Consider the following 19,827-nt stretch of genomic DNA (forward strand, 5'->3'; position numbering starts at 1 on the left):
TCTACAAGAATTTGGGGGTTGTAAAACAAAAACGGCAAGAGATTGTTCAACGCGTTTTGTTACCGCATAATGAACGATCTCTTGCCGTTGAATTAAATTCGTCTTACTTAATTGTGACCTAAGCCTGGCTTTGACTCAGCAGCTTCTGAATACTGTCGCGGAACTTTTGCCCTTCTTTCAGGTTACGCAGACCGTACTTCACGAACGCCTGCATATACCCCATTTTCTTACCGCAGTCGAAGCTGTCGCCGGTCATCAGCATGGCGTCAACGGACTGTTTCTCTGCCAGTCGGGCGATGGCATCGGTAAGCTGAATACGGCCCCACGCGCCTGGCTCAGTTTTCTCCAGCTCCGCCCAGATATCTGCTGACAGGACATAGCGCCCTACCGCCATCAGGTCGGAATCCAGCGTCTGTGGCTGATCCGGTTTCTCGATAAAGTTGGTAATACGACTCACTTTACCTTCACTATCCAGCGGCTCTTTGGTCTGGATCACAGAGTACTCGGAGAGATCGCCCTTCATGCGTTTTGCCAGCACCTGGCTACGGCCGGTCTCGTTAAAGCGGGCCACCATCGCGGCCAGGTTATAACGCAGCGGATCGGCGGTTGACGTGTCCAGAATGATATCCGGCAGCACGACCACAAACGGGCTATCACCGACGATAGGACGTGCGCAGAGAATGGAGTGGCCCAGACCCAGCGGCTGCGCCTGACGCACGTTCATGATGGTCACGCCCGGCGGGCAGATAGACTGCACTTCCGCCAGCAGCTGGCGCTTAACGCGCTGCTCCAGCAGAGCCTCAAGCTCGTAGGAGGTGTCGAAGTGGTTCTCCACCGCGTTTTTAGAGGAGTGGGTAACCAGAACGATCTCTTTGATCCCTGCAGCAACCACTTCGTCGACGATATACTGAATCATTGGCTTATCGACGATCGGCAGCATCTCTTTAGGGATCGCCTTGGTGGCAGGCAGCATGTGCATCCCCAGACCCGCTACCGGAATAACCGCTTTCAAATTAATCATTATCACTTCCACCTATAAAATGGTTGCTGAATTATAGCCCTTTGATCTCGTTTAGCCAGTAGGATTTCGCTGGGTTGAGACTATCCATTAAAATAACTGCAATAGATGTAATACGAAGCCGCGGGTTGCGGCTCCAGGAATCCTCGCAAAATGGTAGCAGAACAATTATGAGCGCTTTGCCGGCAGGGAAAAGTTTAATTTTTCAGCATTAATTATCTGCTGATCGAGCCGGTCAATATCCACCGAGCTTTGCCCATTTTCATTCACAGCATGAATATTCGCCAGCGAAAGCAGCGTGTCCCGCTTCGCCATAAAGCGTCCGCGCACGTCCTTGCGCAGGTCGAAATGGAGCTTCAACGCCGGGCCTTTGGCCGCCTCCTGCATCACCTGAATATTACGCATAAACAGGTGCTGTGGCTTATTATGCATCTCCAGCGACGCACGCCGAATATTGAGATTGGTGAGGGAGACAAACGAGGCGGCATTTCCTGAGGAGATCTGGATCCCACGTAATTTCCGCGTCTCGCCAGCGTTGTCTAAATGGATCGCATTCAGTCTGAAATTTTGCGGTATCGAGAGATAATTACCTTTAATTACCCCGTAACCAATTAGCATTCCGGCGCTGTTGCGCATTTTTACATCATCGATAACGAAATTATCGCAGCCGTAAATAGCAACCGTGGCGTTATCAATTCCCGCTTTTTTGCTGTAGTCGGGGGTGATATCCGTAGCGGTGATGTGACGAATCACAAAGTGCTTGCCGTTTTCAACGTGCACCAGCTGACGGCAGTGGCTACCGGTGATGTTGGCGACGGTAAAATGTTTTACCGCCTGGTCTTCCGGGTAGTCGTTGTCATAGGTGCTGCCCGCCAGCCCAATGCCGATCCCCCAGTTAATTTTACCGTTGGTACAGTCGATATGGTCAATGACGTGGTCAGAGATCAGCAGGTTACGATCGTTAATCGCCACGTTCCACTCAATGGCGTCCCCCTGCAGATAGCTGAAGCGGCCATTGGTGATGCGCGCTCCGTCGATCTGATTGTGAAAGCCCTGGCGCAGAATGGCGTAGTTAGCTTTGGTCACCGTGATGTTATCGATGACGAGGTTGCGCATCACCCGCTTCTCTTTACCACCGATATAGATCTGGGTTACCGGACCGTAGCCGCTCATTGCCACGCCCTCGATAGTGCAGTCCGAGCCGCGCACGTCGAGAGTGATGTTATAGAGGCTACCGCCCTCTTCCCCGCGTACCCGACAGCCATCCTGCAACACGAAGCGCCCCCGGCCATTGCCCTTGAGCACCCCGCGGATCAGCAGCGTTTTACCCGCCGGAATAAAAATAGCCGTATTGATGTTTTCGCAGATCACGCCCGCCGGTACCAGCACCGTACTGGCCTCGGCAAAGGCCTGCTTAAAGGCGGCGATAACGTCATTTTTTAGGTAGCGGCGGATATCAACGCTGCTGGACTCCTGGGCCTGCAACAGCGGCGAGTGCAGCAGGGGCAGCGCCGCCAGGGCAGAGCCTGCGCCAATAAAGCGGCGGCGGGAGAGTAGGATATCTGGCATATAACCCTCTGGCTTAAAGCGCTTGCAACAGCGTGGCAAGCCGCTGGTTAATGATTCGCTGGTTGAACTCGGTCTCAACTTTCTCCCGCGCACGGGTCACGACCGGGGCCAGCGCCTCCTGCTGGATAGCGCTCAGCGCCGCCAGCCGATCCGCCAGCGCCTCAGGATCGTTCTCGGGTACCAGCCAGCCGGACCGATCGGCGTCGATCAGCTCAGGAATACCGCTGTGTACGGTGGAAACCACCGGCAGGCCCACCGCCATCGCCTCCATCAGCGCTACCGGGATCCCCTCCATATCGCCATCCGCACCGGTGACTGAAGGCAACAGGAAGATATCGGCCTCGTCCAGCATCGCCTTCACCTCGTGGCTCGGCTTGAAGCCCGGCATCTCAATCATCTCCTGCAGATCATATTTGGCGATTAGGTCGCGCAGGCGCTGCTCCCACGGCCCGATGCCGAGAATACGGTAGTGAAAATCAATACCCCGCTCCTTGAGCAGGCGACAGGCCTCAATGGCCACGTGCAGCCCCTTCTTCTCGGTCAGGCGGGCCACAGAGATGATATTTAGCCGGTTCGCTGGGGCCTGTACAGGCCGCCGGGAGAAGCGTGACATATCGACCCCCATGCGTGAGACGGCAATCTTATGCGCCGGGCAGCCCATATTCATTAGCCGCCCGGCCCACAGTTCGCTGATGGGCAGCATCAAGTCGCCCCGGCGAAAGAGCTGCTGATACTCCGGGGTATAGTGGCTGAGCACCGCCCGGCTGGAGACGTCGATGCCGTGGAAGACGGTAGCGATTTTTCCGTTAAGTACGCCCAGCTCGCGCAGCTTGGCCGCCGTAACGCCCGCCGGGCCAAAGTGGGCAATAAAGACGTCAGCGTGGAACGTGCGCGGCGCGAGGCCGCACATCGCCGCCAGAATCAGGTTGCGCGCTTCGGCCCCGTAGCGTCCGACGTTCAGCGCCCGCCAGGTTGCCCCCCGCCCTGCCCCGCGCAGCAGCGCCGCACCGCGATAGCGCAGCTTCGCCAGCTTGCCCTGCGGCTCGTCCAGCAGCCAGTGGGTCTTCTCTGCCAGCCGATAGTGCTGGAACGCCGCGTGGGTATTGCTCAGATCCCCTTTATGCATAGCCACAATCTCGACGTCGTAGCCCATCTCAATAAAGGCGACGATCTGATCCAGCACGAAGGTTTCAGATGAGAGGGGAAACTTGAGCAAAAAGAAGCTGACCTTCATTTTCCCTCCCGGACGCGTTTAAGCACCGACTCTACCATCGCCATGCCGTGCTGCCGCTCGTGGGCCACGGCCTGGTTAAGGCGCTGATCCAGCGCCGGGAGCTGGCCGAGGGTATCAGCTACCATCGCCTCCAGCGAGCCGTCCAGCAGATGACGAATATCGATCGCCATCTCGGGCATCCCCAGCTGCTGCATAATGCCTGCCGACTTGTGCTCATAGTTGATAGCAATCGCCGGGGTACCAAAGTTCATGGAGATAATCGCCGAATGCAGGCGGGTGCCCACGGTCAGATCGCAGGCGGCAAAGATTTTGCCCATCTCAAGGTCGTTCAGCTCGTCCATCACTACGTGATAGCGCGAGGGATCGCTGACGTGCTCCCGCAGGTTGAGCGCCACCATGCGATCGTCTTTGTTGTAGCTATCGATGCCGGTGCAGGTAGAGAGCGCCAGCACCTGATAGCCCGCATCAATAATGCGATTGACCACCCCGGCAAAGGCTTTCTCATAGGCTTTTTGGGTGGTGCCAAGCCGCTTATCGAACGGAGCCAGCTCGCGCAAAGTAATGGCTACCGTCTTCTCTTTTTCCGCCACGTCGAGCCAGTGGGCGACCGCATAGCTCGGTACGAACGCCTCGTCGTGATCCACCAGCCAGGCGGTATCTACCCCCTGTTCGACTTTCGCGGTGGTGATCTGGCTGTGCTGCATCAGTTCAAGGCTGACGCGCTCACGGAGGATCAGCGCGTCGCAGTGGCCGAACACGTAGTTTGCCAGCTGGTTGAACTGGGCGTCCTGGAACGGGCCGACGCTGTGACCGATCATATAGAGCGGCTTTTTCGCCATAAAGGTGCAGAGAGCATGCTCAAACTGCGGCACACCGTAGAGATCGACAAAGAACGAGCCGCCGACCTGGATAATGGCGTCGTAGCCCGCCAGCAGCCGGACAAAATCGGTGAAGCCCTGGGCGATGGCGATGTTGCGCAGCTTGCCGCTGTCGGTGACCCGGGAGAGCAGCACCTGATGCTGGTAGCGGCGGCGCAGGACCTTTTTGACCCGCCCCATCAGCCCGGCGGCGTTGTTGTGCTGTTTCATCTGGCTATAGAGCGGATCGCCCATCACAGGGCGGTTCAGCAGCCAGGAGGAGCTGACCGGGTAGCGGCTCATTACGTCCACTTCGGCATCTGGCTCCAGCACGGAAATTGCGTCCAGCAGCCCGCGCAGGATGGCGCTGTCGCCACGGTTCCCGCAGGTATGGTTGCCCAGAATCAATAGTTTCATTGTGACCTCATTAAACGAAATAGGATTAACCTGCCCGCAGGAGCGTTCTTAATTTTTCATTGCGGCAAAGCTGGCGTTTGATCTCCACCACCAGCGCATTACGCGACAGCGCGAGGGTGACCGCGAAGGTCAGCGCCCCTGCGGCAATCTGGACGATCAGCAGGGTCACCAGCGACAGATGGCCGCTCAGCGCCAACCCCAGCCCGTAGCTCACCGCCAGCATTGGCAGCGACAGGTAGAACGGTAGCCAGAGGCTAAGCACGTACTGGCGGTAGCTCGGGCCGAGCACCGGTCTGATCATCACGAAATAGCTGAGAACGGTATTGATAATCTGCACCAGCAGGAAGCCCAGAGTGACCCCCAGCGCCCCCGCCATCTGACCGCCGACGATAATGGCAGGCACAAAGAGGGCGGTTTTGAACAGGTTAAACTTAAAGCTGATATCGACCCGCGCCCTGGCCATCAGCAGGGAGCCAATCGGGTTCCCCACGGCGCGCAGCAGGCCGACGATGCACAGTAGTTGCAGGATGGGGATAATGCCGCGCCACTTTTCGCCAAACACCAACGGGACCATATTATTGGCGACCACCATCAGGCCCAGCAGCACCGGGAAGTTGATGATCCCCACCGCCGACAGCAGCTTGTAAAAGTTCAGCCGCAGCTTGGCCGTATCGTCCTGAATTTTGGCGAAAGCCGGAAACAGAACGCGGGTGATGATGGGGTTAAGCTTCATCGGCGGCACCACCGCCACGTTGTAGGCGAGGTTATAGCCCCCGGCAACGCTGGCTCCGAGAATACGCGCCAGCACCAGCGTGGAGAGGTTGGTGTTGATGTAGTTGATGACGCTATCCGCCGTCAGCCACGCCCCGAAGCGCAGGTTAGCGCTGACCGAGGCAAGGGAGAAGTGCAGGCCCGGACGATAGATTTTACGGCCAAAGAAGCCAAACAGCAGGGTGCGCACGGCGGTGTTAATCAGGTAGCCGACGATGGCGGTCATCGCCAGCGGCCAGAACCACGCCCCGATCACCGTCACGCTGAAACCCGCTACCACGGAGAGCGTTTCGATTGCGCCAATTTTGCCGAACTCTAACTCTTTTTGCATCAGAGCACGGAACTGCTGACCGTGGGGGATCACCACAAAGGCCAGCGACAACATTTTGATCAGCGGGGCGATGTCCGGGTTGTGCAGCACTCGGGCCAGGGTATCGCTCAGCAGGAACATCGCCACGCAGACCAGCAGCCCCAGCCCGACGTTGAGCCAGTAGAGGGTGGTTAGCTCTAGCTGGCTGATCTCTTTGCGCTGGATAATCGAGTTGGCGATACCGAAATCGGACAGCGTATCGGCGAGGGCGATAATCGTCAGCGCCACGGTCAGCAGACCAAACTGATGGCTGTCGATAATGCGCGCCAGCCAGGTCATCTGCACCAGCCCGAGGCCAATGATCGTGACGGTGGCCATCGCCGACCATTTAGCCCCGCTCAGGGTTTTTTCTCTCAGGCTCACAGTGTGCTCACTCAGTAGGCCGCTTTGTTAACAAAGCCTTTGAAAATGGTCAGGAAAACGATCTTGATATCGAACCAGAGGCTCCATTCGCGAATGTACTCGAGGTCGAACTCGATCCGTTTTTCCATCTTCTCCAGGGTGTCAGTCTCCCCGCGCCAGCCGTTGATCTGCGCCCAGCCGGTAATGCCCGGCTTGACCTTATGGCGCAGCATGTAACCCTGGATCAACGTCCGGTACTGCTCGTTATGGGCGACGGCGTGCGGGCGCGGGCCAACAATCGACATGCCACCGGTCAGGACGTTAATAAACTGCGGCAGCTCATCGAGCGAGGTACGGCGCAGGAAGTTGCCGACGCGGGTAACGCGCGGATCGTTTTGCGTCGCCTGGGTGACTACGCTGTCGTTCTCCATCACCTTCATGGAGCGGAACTTCCACACCATGATCGGCTTGCCGTCCATGCCGTAGCGGGTCTGACGGAAGATCACCGGACCCGGCGAGGTGAGCTTCACGGCAGCGGCAATGCTGAGCAGCACCGGGGAGATCATCAGCAGGATCAGCGACGACAGCACGATGTCCTCAACGCGCTTCAGCACCCGGTTCAGGCCAGAGAGCGGCGTGTCGTACAGCGGCACTACCGGAATGCCGTTCATCTCCTCAATACGCGAGTGCAGGATGTTGAAGGTAAAGACGTCCGGGATCAGGATCACCGAGCAAGTGGTATCCGCCAGCTCGTTCACCAGCCTTTTAATGCTGGCAGCGTCGTTCATCGACATGGCGATATAGACATTATGAATTTTGGCTGCCTTGGCATCCTCAATCAGCTGCTCGATGGTGCCCGCCCAGTCCGCCGAGACGCCCTCAGGGCTAACGTCGTGATAGACACCCACTACCTCGAAGCCCAGCCACGGCTCATTGCGGAAGCTATCCAGCAGCATCTGGCCCACCGGCAGATCGCCCGCGATGGCGACCCGACGGGTGTTATACCCGCGGTTGCGCAGCCAGCCTGCACCGAAGCGGATCAGCGAGCGGCAGACCACCAGGCCAATGCTGCTCAGCACGTACCAGGCGAAAAACAGCGAGAAGTCGTCATTAAAATCAGAATTGAAAGCCATCAGACCGGCGCTGAAGATCAGGCTCAGGGTCCAGTTTTGCAGCAGCAGCACCAGCTCGGTGGAGATTTTCACCCCGCGCCACGAGCGGTAGAAGTCGGTCATGCCGCCAATCATCTGGAAAACTACCAGCGCCATCAGCGCCATCAGCAGATGCAGATAGAAAAAGGGTAAAGCGTATGCCTTACAGATCACCCAAAGCCCGCCAAACAGGATGGTGATGTCCGAAAATCGCTGCACCATAGAGATTAACGATGCATTCGTTTTGGCTCGCTCGCGCTTTTTTAAGTTTGTCATCGTTGTTCCTGTTCATTAATGCCCTCTCCGAAGAGAGGGCTCGCAACTGGCTACCTGTCGAGCAGCGCCAGAATTTCCTGCGTCTTCGCCTCCATCAGCGAGACGTCGCCGGAGGACTCAACGTTCAGGCGCACCACCGGCTCGGTGTTGGAGGAGCGCAGGTTAAAGCGCCACGTCGGGAAGGCGACGCTGAGGCCGTCGGTACGGTCAACCTCCTGCGCTCCGCTGGCAAAATGCTGCTCCACGCGGGCGATCGCCTGCGCCGGTTCGCTGAGGGTACGGTTGATCTCCCCGCTGGCCGGAAACGCCGCCATGCGGTCGCGCACCAGCGCCGACAGCGGCTGGCCGGAGAGGCACAGCAGCTCGGTGACCAGCAGCCAGGGGATCATTCCACTGTCGCAGTAGGCAAAGTCACGGAAGTAGTGGTGGGCGCTCATCTCGCCGCCGTAGATCGCATCCTCGGCGCGCATCCGCTCTTTGATAAAGGCGTGGCCGGTTTTCGACATCACCGGCGTGCCGCCGGCCTGGGTCACCACGTCTACCGTGTTCCAGGAGAGACGCGGGTCGTGGATGATTTTCGCCCCAGGGTGCTTCTCCAGAAACGCCTGCGCCAGCAGGCCAACAATGTAGTAGCCCTCGATAAACTGGCCGTCACCGTCAAACAGGAAGCAGCGGTCAAAGTCGCCGTCAAAGGCGATGCCCATATCGGCACCGTGCTCAATCACCGCGTTGCGGGTGCTGTCCCGGCACTCCGGCAGCAGCGGGTTGGGAATACCGTTCGGGAAGTTGCCGTCTGGCGTGTTATGCACTTTGATAAAGGTCACCGGCACCTTCAGCGCCTGGAAACGCGCCTCAATGGCGTCAATCACCGGACCGGCCGCGCCGTTGCCGGAGTTGATCACCAGCGTCAACGGTTTGAGATTCGCGATATCGATATAGCCCAGCAGGTGGTCGATATAGACGTCGCGCAGATCAATCTGCTTATAGCTGCCGCGCTTTGCCGGATTTACCGGCGGGAAGTCGTTGGCCTCCGCCAGACGCTGCACGTCGCGCAGGCCAGTGTCCCCGCTGATGGGGCGTGCGCCCTTGCGCACCAGCTTCATGCCGTTGTAGTCCATCGGGTTGTGGCTGGCGGTCACTTCGATACCGCCATCAATACCGAGATGGAAGGTGGCGAAGTAGATCTCCTCCGTGCCGCACAGGCCGAGGTCGAGCACGTCCACCCCGGCGTCCTGCAGCCCCTTCGCCAGCGCCAGCTTCAGCGCCTCGCTGGTCAGGCGCACGTCGCCTCCCAGCACAATGGTCTGCGGCTTCAGGTATTCGCCATAGGCGCGGCCAATGCGCCAGGCGATCTCTTCATTCAGCTCCGTGCCCAGCCTGCCGCGAATATCATAGGCTTTAAAACAGGTTAATTTTTCCATAATGGCCTCCATAGGCCCGGCTGGCGCAGCGCCGCCGGGCAGAGTTAATGCGTATTAAACTCGCCCGTAGCGGTCTTCAAAGCGCACCACGTCGTCCTCTTCGAGATAGCCGCCGGAGCGCACCTCAATCAAATCCAGCGGGATCTTGCCGGGGTTCTCCAGGCAGTGGGTTGCGCCGAGGGGGATGTAGACCGACTCGTTCTCGCCGATCAGGCGGATCTCATCGTTGATGGTCACCTTTGCCGTGCCCGCCACCACGATCCAGTGCTCGGCCCGGTGGTGATGCATCTGTAGTGACAGACCCTCCCCCGGCTTGACGGTAATGCGTTTCACCTGGTAGCGATCGCCGGAGTCAATGGAGTCATATTTGCCCCACGGACGGTAAACCTCGCGGTGTATATGGTGCTCATGGCGGCCGTCGGCCTTGATCTGCTCAACCACCTTTTTGACGTCCTGCACCGCGTTGCGGTCGGCGATCAGCACAGCGTCTTTGGTCTGCACGACCACCAGGTCCTTGACCCCGACGGTGGTCACCAGCCCCGACTCGGCGTAGACGTAGCTATTTTCGGTTTTGTGGCTGATGACGTCGCCGTGATGGACGTTTCCCTCCGGCGTATGGGGGCTGATCTCCCACAAGGAAGACCAGGAGCCTACGTCGCTCCAGCCTGCATCCATCGGGACCACCACCGCATCGGCAGTCTTCTCCATCACAGCGTAGTCCACCGACTCCTCGGGACAGGCCAAAAACGCCTCTTCATCGACGCGGATAAAATCGAGATCCGGATCGAGGGTGCGCATGGCGTTTTCACAGGCTTCGAGAATGTCCGGACGGAAGCGCTTCAACTCGTCGAGATAGCGTCCAGCGCGGAACAGGAACATGCCGCTGTTCCAGTAGTATTCGCCGCTGGCTACATAGGCCTGCGCCGTTTCCAGATTGGGTTTTTCGACAAACTGCGCCACTTCGAAGGCCACGGCATCGATCCCGCCCTGGCTCACCTCGCCGCGGCGGATGTAGCCGTAGCCGGTCTCCGGCAGATCCGGTACGATGCCAAAGGTCACTAGCTTACCGCTTTCGGCATAGGGCATTGCCGCACGCACCGCATCGCGGAACGCCTCTTCCTGCTGGATCACATGGTCAGCAGCGAGCACCAGCAGAAGCGGATCCGCATCAGGGCTGTTGCGCTTTGCAGCCAGCGCGGCGAGCGCGATAGCGGGCGCAGTATTGCGTCCGGCTGGTTCGAGAATGATGTTTTCGGTCAGCTTGTTGAGCTGACGCAGCTGCTCGGCAACGATAAAGCGATGCTCTTCGTTGCAGATAACCACCGGGCTTTCACATTCAACGCCGTTCAGGCGATTAATCGTCGCCTGTAACATCGTCAGCTCGCCCTTCAGGCAGAGAAACTGTTTAGGGTAGAGCACGCGGGAGAGCGGCCACAGGCGGCTACCCGAGCCGCCAGCCATGACTACCGGAAAAAGGGTTGTTTGATTCATGATTATCCCTGGATATCGGCAATAAATTGGCTTAACACGCTCTCTTTTTCGAGCGTGCGTTCGGCATATTCACGTGCCACCGTGTTGTTTTTTGGCATGACCAGCGCCTGCTCGATTCCGCTCACCAGCGTGTCAACCGACTCTGGCTCTACGCAGACGGCAATGCCCGGAAATGCGGTGCAGAGCTGGCCCAGCTCGGTGTCCGCTTCGGCAGTAATCACCGCGTTGCCGCCCACCGCCAGAATGTTGGTTAGCTTGGAGGGCAGCACCGCGTCCGCCGCGCCGCGCTTCTGGATCACCAGATGGCAGTCGCCCATTTTCAAGAGCGCCGGCAGCGCCTCGTAGGGCTGCAGCGGGAAGAATTTGACGTTGTCCAGCCCGCGCTCGCGAACCTGTTTTTCCAGCCGCGCCTTGCCGCCGCCCTGGCCGACAATGACAAACAGCCACGGCTGGCCGCGCAGGCGCTCAGCGGCCTCAATCACGCTCTCCAGCCCCTGCTTCTCGCCAATGTTGCCGGAGTAGAGAATGATTTTTTTATCGTCCGGCAGGCCGAGAGAGGTACGCAGCTGGGCCACCTCGTTCTCGCTGACGTCGCGAAAACGTGCCACTTCCGACCAGTTGGGAAAGAAGATGACCCGCTCTTCCGCAACGCCCTTCTCCCGGGCTTTATTCATCATTGAGCGGGAGATAGTGGAGACGTTATCCACCCCCAGCAGGCCGCTGCGCTCAAAGGCGCTGGCCAGCTTCGCCACCTTACCGCCCTTGCCTTTGCCCGCCATCCCAAGGCCGAGCATGGCGTCCACTTCGTAGTCCTGGATATGCAGCAGCGTGCGGGCTCCGGAGAGCTTCGCCAGCAGGCGCATCCCCGGCGTGCAGAACAGCGTCGGCACTACGCCAATGATGCGATCCGGCTTCCAGCGGCGCTGGGCCAGCAGCGGAAAGAGACTGCTGAGGGCAAAGCTGCCGAGGTGCACCAGACGCTTGATGGTCGAGGGCTGCTTCGGGACATAGAGCGGACAGCGCCAGACGGTCGCCGCCCCCTCTTCCCGGCGATAGCGCCAGGCCGAGTAGCGCTCACCTACCTTCCACTCTGGATAGTAGGGCGGCGCAGTGATGACCCGCACGTCATGGCCCTGACGGGCCATCCACTCCACCATCTCGCCGGTGTACTTGCCGATGCCGGTAAGCTCCGGCGAGTAGTTGATGCCGTAAACTAATATTTTCATACGCCAACCGCCTGACGGTCGGCGAGAAAGTACGCCCGGCTGTTATCGTGCACGTTTTCATCCGCGATCAGCGCCTCTGGCGTCAGCCAGCGGTAGTCCTCGTGCTGCGCATCCGGCAGGGCCAGATCCGCCTGGTTGACCTTCAGGCGGAAGCCGAGCACGATGTAGTGGGTGCTGAAGTCAGTCCCGGAGAAGTTGTCGTCATAGAAGTGCTGCCAGACGCCGTAAAACTCCCCCGCCGCCAGCGGCAGGCGGAGGCCAAGCTCAGCCAGCGTCAGGCGCTCAAACGCCTGGGCCAGCGGCTCATCTTTCTGCACGCGCCCGCCGGGTACAAACCAGAAGCCCTGCGCCGGGCGGTTGGTCCGCTTGCCCAGTAGAAACTCACCATCCGCATTCTCAACGATCAGATCGATAGAGATCAGCGGCGTGGAGCGCACTACGGTGGCAAAATCTTCCTGACTTAAAAACATGCCTACCCCCGGAACCGATGCTGGTTTTCAAGGAACCACTGGTAGGTGCTGGCCAGCCCCTGCTCGAGCGAGATCTCATGACGCCAGCCCAACGCGTGCAGACGCGACACGTCCAGCAGCTTGCGCGGCGTGCCATCAGGTTTCGAGGCGTCAAAGACCACCCGGCCCTTAAAGCCCGTCACCTGAGCCAGCGTCTGCGCGAGCTCGCGGATGGTGCAGTCAACCCCGGTCCCGACGTTGATGTGCGACAGCATCGGCTCGGTGTTCTCCAGCCACACCTCACGATCCAGCTCCATCACGTGGATGCTGGCCGCAGCCATATCATCGACGTGAAGAAACTCACGCATTGGCGTGCCGCTGCCCCACACCACCACATCGGTAGCGTTCTGCTCGGCCGCCTCGTGAAAGCGCCGAAGCAGCGCCGGGATCACGTGGGAGTTGCTCGGGTGGAAGTTGTCGTGCGGGCCATACAGATTGGTCGGCATCACCGAGCGATAGTCGCGGCCATGCTGACGGTTGTAGGATTCGCACAGCTTAATCCCGGCAATTTTGGCAATGGCGTACGGCTCGTTAGTGGCCTCCAGGGTCCCCTGCAACAGCTCGCTCTCGGCGATCGGCTGGGTCGCCAGCTTCGGATAGATACATGAGGAGCCGAGGAACAGCAGCTTGTTCACGCCGTGCGTATGCGCAGCGTGAATGATGTTGCTCTCGATCATCATGTTTTCGTAGATGAAGTCAGCCGGATACGTATTGTTCGCCACAATACCGCCCACCTTCGCCGCCGCCAGGTAGACCTGATCGATCCGCTGGTCGGCGAAGAAGTCATTAACAGCGGCCGCATCCAGCAGGTTCAGCTCATCACGGGTGCGCAGGATCAGCTCGACGTTACCGCGCTGCTCCAACTGGCGCACGATAGCTGACCCCACCATGCCGCGATGGCCAGCCACAAAGATACGTTGTTTACTCATGCTCAGGACTCCAGCGCGATGGCAACCTCGTAGCCGTGGGACTTCAGCAGCGAGTGTTTCTTAGCTGCTTCCAGATCCTTGGCTACCATCTCAGAGACCATCTCCTGCAGGGTGGTTTCCGGCTTCCAGCCCAGCTTCTCGTGCGCCTTGGTTGGATCGCCGAGCAGGGTCTCTACCTCTGCCGGACGGAAGTAGCGCGGATCGACGGCAACAATCACATCGCCCGCCTTCACGCCCGGTGCGTCGTGACCGGTAACGGAGACCACGATGCCCTTCTCGTCAACGCCGGTGCCTTCAAAGCGCAGCTTGATGCCCAGCTGAGCGGCAGCCATCTCAACGAACTGGCGAACCGAGTACTGCACGCCGGTCGCGATGACGAAATCTTCCGGGTGATCCTGCTGCAGCATCATCCACTGCATCTTCACGTAGTCTTTGGCATGGCCCCAGTCGCGCAGGGAGTCCATGTTGCCGAGATAGAGGCATGACTCGAGGCCCTGGGCAATGTTGGCAATACCACGGGTAATTTTACGGGTTACGAAGGTCTCGCCGCGGCGCGGGGATTCGTGGTTGAACAGGATGCCGTTGCAGGCGTACATGCCGTAGGACTCACGGTAGTTAACGGTGATCCAGTAGGCGTAGAGCTTAGCCACCGCATACGGCGAACGCGGGTAGAACGGCGTGGTCTCTTTCTGCGGGATCTCCTGCACCAGGCCATACAGCTCAGAGGTGGAAGCCTGGTAGAAACGGGTTTTCTTCTCGAGGCCGAGGAAGCGGATCGCCTCCAGCAGGCGCAGGGTGCCCATGCCGTCAACGTCGGCGGTATACTCCGGGGATTCAAAGGAGACCGCTACGTGGCTCATCGCCCCCAGGTTGTACACCTCATCCGGCTGCACTTCCTGCAGGATACGCGTCAGGTTGGAGCTGTCGGTCAGATCGCCATAGTGCAGATGGAATTTCGGGTTGCTGGCGTGCGGATCCTGATAGATATGGTCCACGCGCTCGGTGTTAAACGAAGAGGCGCGACGTTTGATGCCGTGAACCTCATAGCCTTTCTCCAGCAGCAGCTCCGCCAGATAAGAGCCATCCTGCCCGGTCACGCCGGTGATGAGAGCGACTTTAGACATAGTTATTTTCTCCAGACTTATCAGAAATTATTCAGTTTCTACGCGTTCGCGTATCACCACTGCGGGATTGCCACGGCAGACGGCGTTGGCCGGTAGCGATTTAAAAACGCTGCTCCGCGCCCCTACCACCGTGCCGTTGCCAATCGTGACCCCTGGGGCAACAAACACATCCGTTGCCAGCCAGCACTTCTCGCCAATCACGATAGGCGTCGCGTTAATAGCAAAATGCGCGCTTAAATAGTCGTGACTGCCGGTACACAAATAACACTTTTGTGACACTACCGAATTAGCACCGAGGGTAATCTCGCCCAGCGTATATAAAACGGCTTCATCTCCTACCCAGCTATAGTCTCCGAGGGTTAATTTCCACGGATAGGTAATCTTTACCGACGGACGGATTACTACGTTTTTTCCGATTTTTGCGCCAAACAGCCGCAATAAAAAAGCTCGCCAGCGATACATTATCTGCGGCGACCAGGCAAATAACGTCGCCTGAACCGCCCACCACAGCTGGACCTTAATAGCTCCCGCCCCCCGGAACCCTTTCGGCACCGAGAATCCTTTTAAATCCTGCATGGTTATCCCTTATATTTAGGCTTTGTGATATAAGGCTTTTGTCTTTCCGGTAGTACGTACGCGTAAGAAATAAGAGAGCTGCGCCCAAAAGCCGGGCACGCGCAATATCTTACGCTGGACCTTTCGCGCGTCCTGGCATAGCTCAAGATTATTAGACGTTGAGACGCCGCCCATTGAAAATTCAGACACCAACCCCTTTACACGTTTAAAGGGATAGCCCGCTTTAAACATTCTGGCAGCCAGCGCATAATCCGATGAAACTTTATATTGCAGATCGTAAGGATACGTTTTTAAGCCGCTCACCGGGAAAAAGATCGCCTGGTGGCTGGCAGGCAGGCTGTGATAAATATACCAGCCGTGCTTGGCGCTGCGGCGTATTTTTGTCCCATCGCCAAAATCCAGCAGCGCGTCGCCAATATACATCGCCTTTTCACGTTCGTCCGCCAGCTGGCGAACCACGTCGGCCACATCCTCATGGAAGATATCGCCCGAGTTGAGGAACAGGGCAAAGCGCCCTTCGGCCAGCGCAACACCCTTGTTCATGGCGTCATAGATGCCGTTATCCCGCTCGCTTACAAAACGTAAGTTATACTCGCCGTTGAGATTTTCTAAAAATTCACGGGTGCCGTCGTTAGAGCCGCCGTCCACCACAATCCACTCGAAGGTGATCTCTTTTGCCCGTGCCAGGTGGGCCAGTGAGGCATGCGTTTTCACCACGCCCGCATAGTTACGGAAGGCAACGGTAATGACACTGAGCAGCATGTTTTTACCTCGTCAGGATTGAGTAATATTTAGCGCCTTGCGCAAAATAAACGGGCAAACGATCAAGAACGCGTATTCCGGGCTAAAAATCGAACCGGTAAAAAAGAGCGACACCGGCATAAAAAGATAAAGCTGAACACGATAATTCTGATTATTACCAAATGCGTTGATCATCATTTTTAAGACTTTACTCATGTACCATACGGTTAGTACTACAGCGCACCATGAAAAATAAATAATCAGCAGATACAAGCCATTGTCTATTGTTTTTCCGACGTCCGCACCGTTAAAGATTCCGAATGATGCAACATATTCATAAAGCGAACCAAAACGTACTGCGCCATCGATATTGGTTAATGCGCTGCCAACCATCGCCAGCGGACCGATGATTCGATAATAGGAAGAGGAGCCTTCCGTACCGAGATCGCCGAGTCGTTCGGAAATATACGGAAATGCAAAAACGATACCGACCATAAAAACGGCCAACGATATTATTGCCAGCGGCAGCTTTTTCTTAATCGCCTCTTTATTCAGATACTGAAACGCCCACTCCAGCAAATAAAACAGAATAAAGGTCATTACGCCGGAGAAAGAACCTGAAAGAACTATCCCTGCCAGAATCATACCATCAGTTTTAGGGGTCTTGATACCAAACTGTTTGATACTGAGCCAAATTGAGATTAATGCCAGAGCGAAGAAAGCGGGTTCAAAATAGAGCGCCGTGGTTCGCTTCCCGCCGAACTTGATGAAATTCAGCACGTAACTGTTGGAGTAGATCAGATATTTCGAAATGGTCTCCATCAGGCTGCTGCCGCCGGAGAGAATAATCTGTGCCATCTCCATCGCCGCCAGGGTCACTATCAGCCCCACCACCATGTAGAAGAAGCGCAGGATCTTACGGTGGTTATGGGGCGAGACGACTTTGAAGCGGATGCTCCACACCATGCCGATAATGATCACGATGTTGATAAACAGCAGCGTGGAGGTGGCATACTTGCTGGCGTTAAACGACCGTCCGAACAGGTAGTTAAACACGGTCAGCCCGGCCCCAATCCCCAGCGCAATCAGCAACTTCTTCACGCTGATCTTATCGACGAAGAGCAGCAGCAGCACCGGTAAAAAGGTGACGATGGTGATGGGGAAGCTCTCCCCCAGCTGGGCGATTTTGACGTTGACCAGCAGATAGGTCAGCGGCAGCAGCAGATAGCTACAGACTCTGATAGAACGCGACATACTCCTCCAGCATCTGCTCTCCGCTATAGGCCTGACGGCTGCGCTCCCTGAACGCTTCCAGCGAGGTGCCAAACACCGCCTCGGCAATCTCCGCTTTTGGCCGCTGAACCAGCTCCAGCACTGCCTTCTCGTCGAAGGTCATGCCGCCGGATTTGCGCAGCACCTCGTGCGCCGCATCGCTGTGGGTAGCAATCACCGGCACACCAATCGACAGCGCCTCGCACAGGATCAGCGGATAGTTATCGACCCGGGAGCTAAACACCAGGGCATCCATCTGGTTCAGCTCGCTCATCAGCTGGCGCTTGTCGGTCAAAAAGCCGTGGTTAATGACGTTCTCTCCAGCAAAAGGTGAGAACTTGCCAAAGGTGTGCAGCTCAATGCCCTTGCCAGGGGCCATCATCTTCTGCACCAGCGCCTGATTGGTTTTGCCGTCGTAGCGCAGGTCGTGAGCGACAATGGCAATTTTCGGTGCCCCCTGGGCGCGCTCTACCGGTGTCAGCTCGGCGAGGATCGCTTCGGTGGCGACATCGATGCCGTTATTAATGATCTTGCAGCGACCTTTGCCATAGATACTGTTAAAGGCGTCGGCTACATGCTGGCTGGGGGAGATGAAGTGACACCCGAGAGCGATCATCTCGCTGAACAGGCGACGCTTGCCCGCTACCAGACTGTGGGCGCGATCCACCTTCACAGGGGGATAGTTATCCAGCGTCGGGCAGGCCTGGCAGTGGCTCTTCCACCCCTCACAGCCATCGGTAAAGGCGCAGCGCCCGGTGACGCTCCAGTGATCGTGCAGGGTCCAGACCAGAGTTACGTCGCGACGGCTGGCGGTGACCCGCTGGCAAAACGCCACTATCTTTTCCAGCTTCAGCCAGTAGCTGTGCATCACGTGAAAGTGCAGTACCACCGGCCCCTGGGAGCGGATCACCTCGAGGTAAAGGTCGTTGAGATCGCCAAACATATCGCGATTGAAGAGGCGGAACAGCGCCAGGTTGGCAATCGACGTCAGGCGCGGCGTGTGCTTGATCACATCTGGATAGCTGTCGTGGCTAACGCTCTTCCTGCCGCCCTTGCCGTAGCCGTACACAAAGCGCGAGCGCATCCCCTGCTGTAACGCCCGCTGGTGCAGATCGAGCGCCACGCCAGCTGCGCCCCCTTCGGCCAGGCGGACGTTGAACTGTAAAATATTCATTTGCTCACCTTCACGCGCGCTTTCTCTCCTACCACCAGCGCGTTGTCCGGCACGCTATCCAGCACCACGCTGCCGGCACCGATAGTGACGCCGTTGCCAATGGTGATATCGCCAATGATGACCACGTTTGCTCCCAGCTCCACGCCGTTACCAATCACCGGACAGGCCAGGCTCTCCCCGCCCCGGTTGCCAATGGTGACGCCGTGGCGAATGGTGAAGTCATCCCCGGCCACGACGTTTTTGTTGATCACTACGGCATAGCCGTGATGGATGGTAAAACGCCGTCCGATGGTGGCCGCAGCCTGGATCTCATAGCCAAACAGGCACTCGGTAATAAAGCGGTAGAGCAGCAGCACTGGCGCGGCCCACAGATTGTTAATGACGCTTTTTTTGCGCCACACCGAGCAAAAATGAGCGATACGGTAGGCCATCACCATGCAGCAGGGGCGCAGGCTCCAGTGGTTAGCGCGAAAATCCTCCAGGCGCATTATTTACTCCGTAGCCCATAAGCCAGGCGCTTGCTGTTGCGCACAGAGAACAGGGTCAGCAGCGTACGCAGGGTCATCCGCTTGTTGCGGATCTGGTAGAGCGTAAAGAGCTGGTACTTCTTGCTGCCCCGATCGAACTTATCTTTATGCTTGCGATAGAAGTGGAAGTAGCCGGAGAACTTCTTCGGTGAAGTGGTGATCTGCATCTCCCCGTGGTTGACATGCAGGATCTGTGTCGCCTCCTCGACCTTCCACGGCTCGCCATACTCCACCACCATCCGCAGGAAGATGTCGTAGTCCTGGGCCGCCTTCAGCTCGACGTCAAACAGGCAGGCCTTAAAGCGCGAGGCCAGCGTAAAGACCTGGTTACCAATAATGTTGCGCTTGTAGAACAGCGTCCGCGAATAGGGAGATTTCGGATAGAGCGGCAGGCTGGCTGGCTGGGCATAAACTTCGCCTTCGCAAACGTAGTCGTTGGCGTAGAGAAAAGCGTGGGTCACCAGCTGGTGCTTATGCTCAAGAAACACCGACAGACGGTTCGGCGTCCACTCATCGTCGTCATCGATACCGGTGATGTAGTGGCCTCGCGCCTGCAAAATAGCCTGGTTACGCACCGCGCAGGCCCCGGAGTTGAACGCGTTGCGGACATAGGTCACGCGCGGATCGTTAAGGTCCGCAACGTACTGCTCAAGCTGTTCATAATTCGCCGAGCAGTCGTCGACGACGATCATCTCCCAGTGCGGATAGTCCTGGCGTAAAACCGACTTGATAGCGCGGATAGCCAGCTGCTGACGGTTCCATGTCGGCATATAAATAGAGATCAATGGGTGATTAGCTATTGTCATTTCTTGTCCCCGAGGTTGCCTGTAAG

At 57.7% G+C, this 19,827-nt stretch carries 18 protein-coding genes; all 18 read right to left on the reverse strand.

Annotated elements, in window-relative coordinates; all coding sequences use genetic code 11:
- Positions 1-118: 118 nt before the first annotated feature.
- Positions 119-1,021 (reverse strand): UTP--glucose-1-phosphate uridylyltransferase GalF, encoded by a 903-nt coding sequence (gene galF / locus RTM13_RS15975; protein ID WP_312213156.1) that lies wholly within the window; start codon positions 1,019-1,021, stop codon positions 119-121.
- A 165-nt stretch (positions 1,022-1,186) separates the two neighbouring features.
- Positions 1,187-2,587 carry a colanic acid biosynthesis protein WcaM gene (gene wcaM / locus RTM13_RS15980; protein WP_409456056.1) on the reverse strand — a complete coding sequence of 467 codons (1,401 nt, stop codon included), beginning with the start codon at positions 2,585-2,587 and terminating at the stop codon, positions 1,187-1,189.
- 13 nt (positions 2,588-2,600) lie between these two features.
- The gene (gene wcaL, locus RTM13_RS15985; RefSeq protein WP_312213158.1) at positions 2,601-3,821 is read right to left on the reverse strand and encodes a colanic acid biosynthesis glycosyltransferase WcaL; all 1,221 of its coding nucleotides are present in this window, start codon (positions 3,819-3,821) and stop codon (positions 2,601-2,603) included.
- The gene (gene wcaK, locus RTM13_RS15990) at positions 3,818-5,095 is read right to left on the reverse strand and encodes a colanic acid biosynthesis pyruvyl transferase WcaK (RefSeq protein WP_312213160.1); all 1,278 of its coding nucleotides are present in this window, start codon (positions 5,093-5,095) and stop codon (positions 3,818-3,820) included. The genes wcaL and wcaK overlap by 4 nt, the downstream gene beginning before the upstream one ends.
- A gap of 25 nt (positions 5,096-5,120) precedes the next feature.
- Complete coding sequence (locus RTM13_RS15995) at positions 5,121-6,599, reverse strand: MOP flippase family protein (RefSeq protein WP_312213162.1); 1,479 nt, start codon at positions 6,597-6,599, stop codon at positions 5,121-5,123.
- Positions 6,600-6,610: 11 nt separating this feature from the next.
- The gene (gene wcaJ, locus RTM13_RS16000) at positions 6,611-8,005 is read right to left on the reverse strand and encodes an undecaprenyl-phosphate glucose phosphotransferase (RefSeq protein WP_312213164.1); all 1,395 of its coding nucleotides are present in this window, start codon (positions 8,003-8,005) and stop codon (positions 6,611-6,613) included.
- A 50-nt stretch (positions 8,006-8,055) separates the two neighbouring features.
- Positions 8,056-9,426, reverse strand: coding sequence for a colanic acid biosynthesis phosphomannomutase CpsG (gene cpsG / locus RTM13_RS16005; RefSeq protein ID WP_312213166.1), 1,371 nt, complete (start codon positions 9,424-9,426; stop codon positions 8,056-8,058).
- A gap of 54 nt (positions 9,427-9,480) precedes the next feature.
- Positions 9,481-10,923 (reverse strand): mannose-1-phosphate guanyltransferase, encoded by a 1,443-nt coding sequence (cpsB, locus tag RTM13_RS16010; RefSeq protein ID WP_312213337.1) that lies wholly within the window; start codon positions 10,921-10,923, stop codon positions 9,481-9,483.
- Positions 10,920-12,143, reverse strand: coding sequence for a colanic acid biosynthesis fucosyltransferase WcaI (wcaI, locus tag RTM13_RS16015; protein ID WP_312213168.1), 1,224 nt, complete (start codon positions 12,141-12,143; stop codon positions 10,920-10,922). The genes cpsB and wcaI overlap by 4 nt, the downstream gene beginning before the upstream one ends.
- Positions 12,140-12,613: a GDP-mannose mannosyl hydrolase gene (locus RTM13_RS16020; protein ID WP_312213170.1), complete on the reverse strand. Its 474-nt coding sequence runs from the start codon at positions 12,611-12,613 to the stop codon at positions 12,140-12,142. Before RTM13_RS16020 ends, wcaI begins: the two co-directional genes overlap by 4 nt.
- A 2-nt stretch (positions 12,614-12,615) precedes the next feature.
- Entirely contained in the window at positions 12,616-13,581 is a 966-nt protein-coding gene (locus tag RTM13_RS16025; RefSeq protein WP_312213172.1) for a GDP-L-fucose synthase, read from the reverse strand.
- A 2-nt stretch (positions 13,582-13,583) separates the two neighbouring features.
- Positions 13,584-14,705, reverse strand: a complete 1,122-nt coding sequence (gene gmd / locus RTM13_RS16030; protein WP_312213173.1) for a GDP-mannose 4,6-dehydratase — start codon at positions 14,703-14,705, stop codon at positions 13,584-13,586.
- Positions 14,706-14,732: 27 nt separating this feature from the next.
- Positions 14,733-15,281 (reverse strand): colanic acid biosynthesis acetyltransferase WcaF, encoded by a 549-nt coding sequence (gene wcaF, locus RTM13_RS16035; protein ID WP_312213175.1) that lies wholly within the window; start codon positions 15,279-15,281, stop codon positions 14,733-14,735.
- A 15-nt stretch (positions 15,282-15,296) separates the two neighbouring features.
- A complete protein-coding gene (wcaE, locus tag RTM13_RS16040) occupies positions 15,297-16,043 on the reverse strand; it encodes a colanic acid biosynthesis glycosyltransferase WcaE (protein ID WP_312213177.1) in 747 nt (248 codons plus the stop codon).
- Between the two features lie 12 nt (positions 16,044-16,055).
- Positions 16,056-17,276: a colanic acid polymerase WcaD gene (gene wcaD, locus RTM13_RS16045; protein ID WP_312213179.1), complete on the reverse strand. Its 1,221-nt coding sequence runs from the start codon at positions 17,274-17,276 to the stop codon at positions 16,056-16,058.
- Complete coding sequence (gene wcaC / locus RTM13_RS16050; protein WP_312213181.1) at positions 17,251-18,468, reverse strand: colanic acid biosynthesis glycosyltransferase WcaC; 1,218 nt, start codon at positions 18,466-18,468, stop codon at positions 17,251-17,253. Before wcaC ends, wcaD begins: the two co-directional genes overlap by 26 nt.
- The gene (gene wcaB, locus RTM13_RS16055; RefSeq protein ID WP_312213183.1) at positions 18,465-18,956 is read right to left on the reverse strand and encodes a colanic acid biosynthesis acetyltransferase WcaB; all 492 of its coding nucleotides are present in this window, start codon (positions 18,954-18,956) and stop codon (positions 18,465-18,467) included. The genes wcaC and wcaB overlap by 4 nt, the downstream gene beginning before the upstream one ends.
- A complete protein-coding gene (gene wcaA, locus RTM13_RS16060) occupies positions 18,956-19,795 on the reverse strand; it encodes a colanic acid biosynthesis glycosyltransferase WcaA (RefSeq protein WP_409456058.1) in 840 nt (279 codons plus the stop codon). The genes wcaB and wcaA overlap by 1 nt, the downstream gene beginning before the upstream one ends.
- Positions 19,796-19,827 lie beyond the last annotated feature (32 nt).

The sequence above is a fragment of the Pseudescherichia sp. genome (assembly GCF_031979925.1).
GTDB lineage: Bacteria > Pseudomonadota > Gammaproteobacteria > Enterobacterales > Enterobacteriaceae > Pseudescherichia.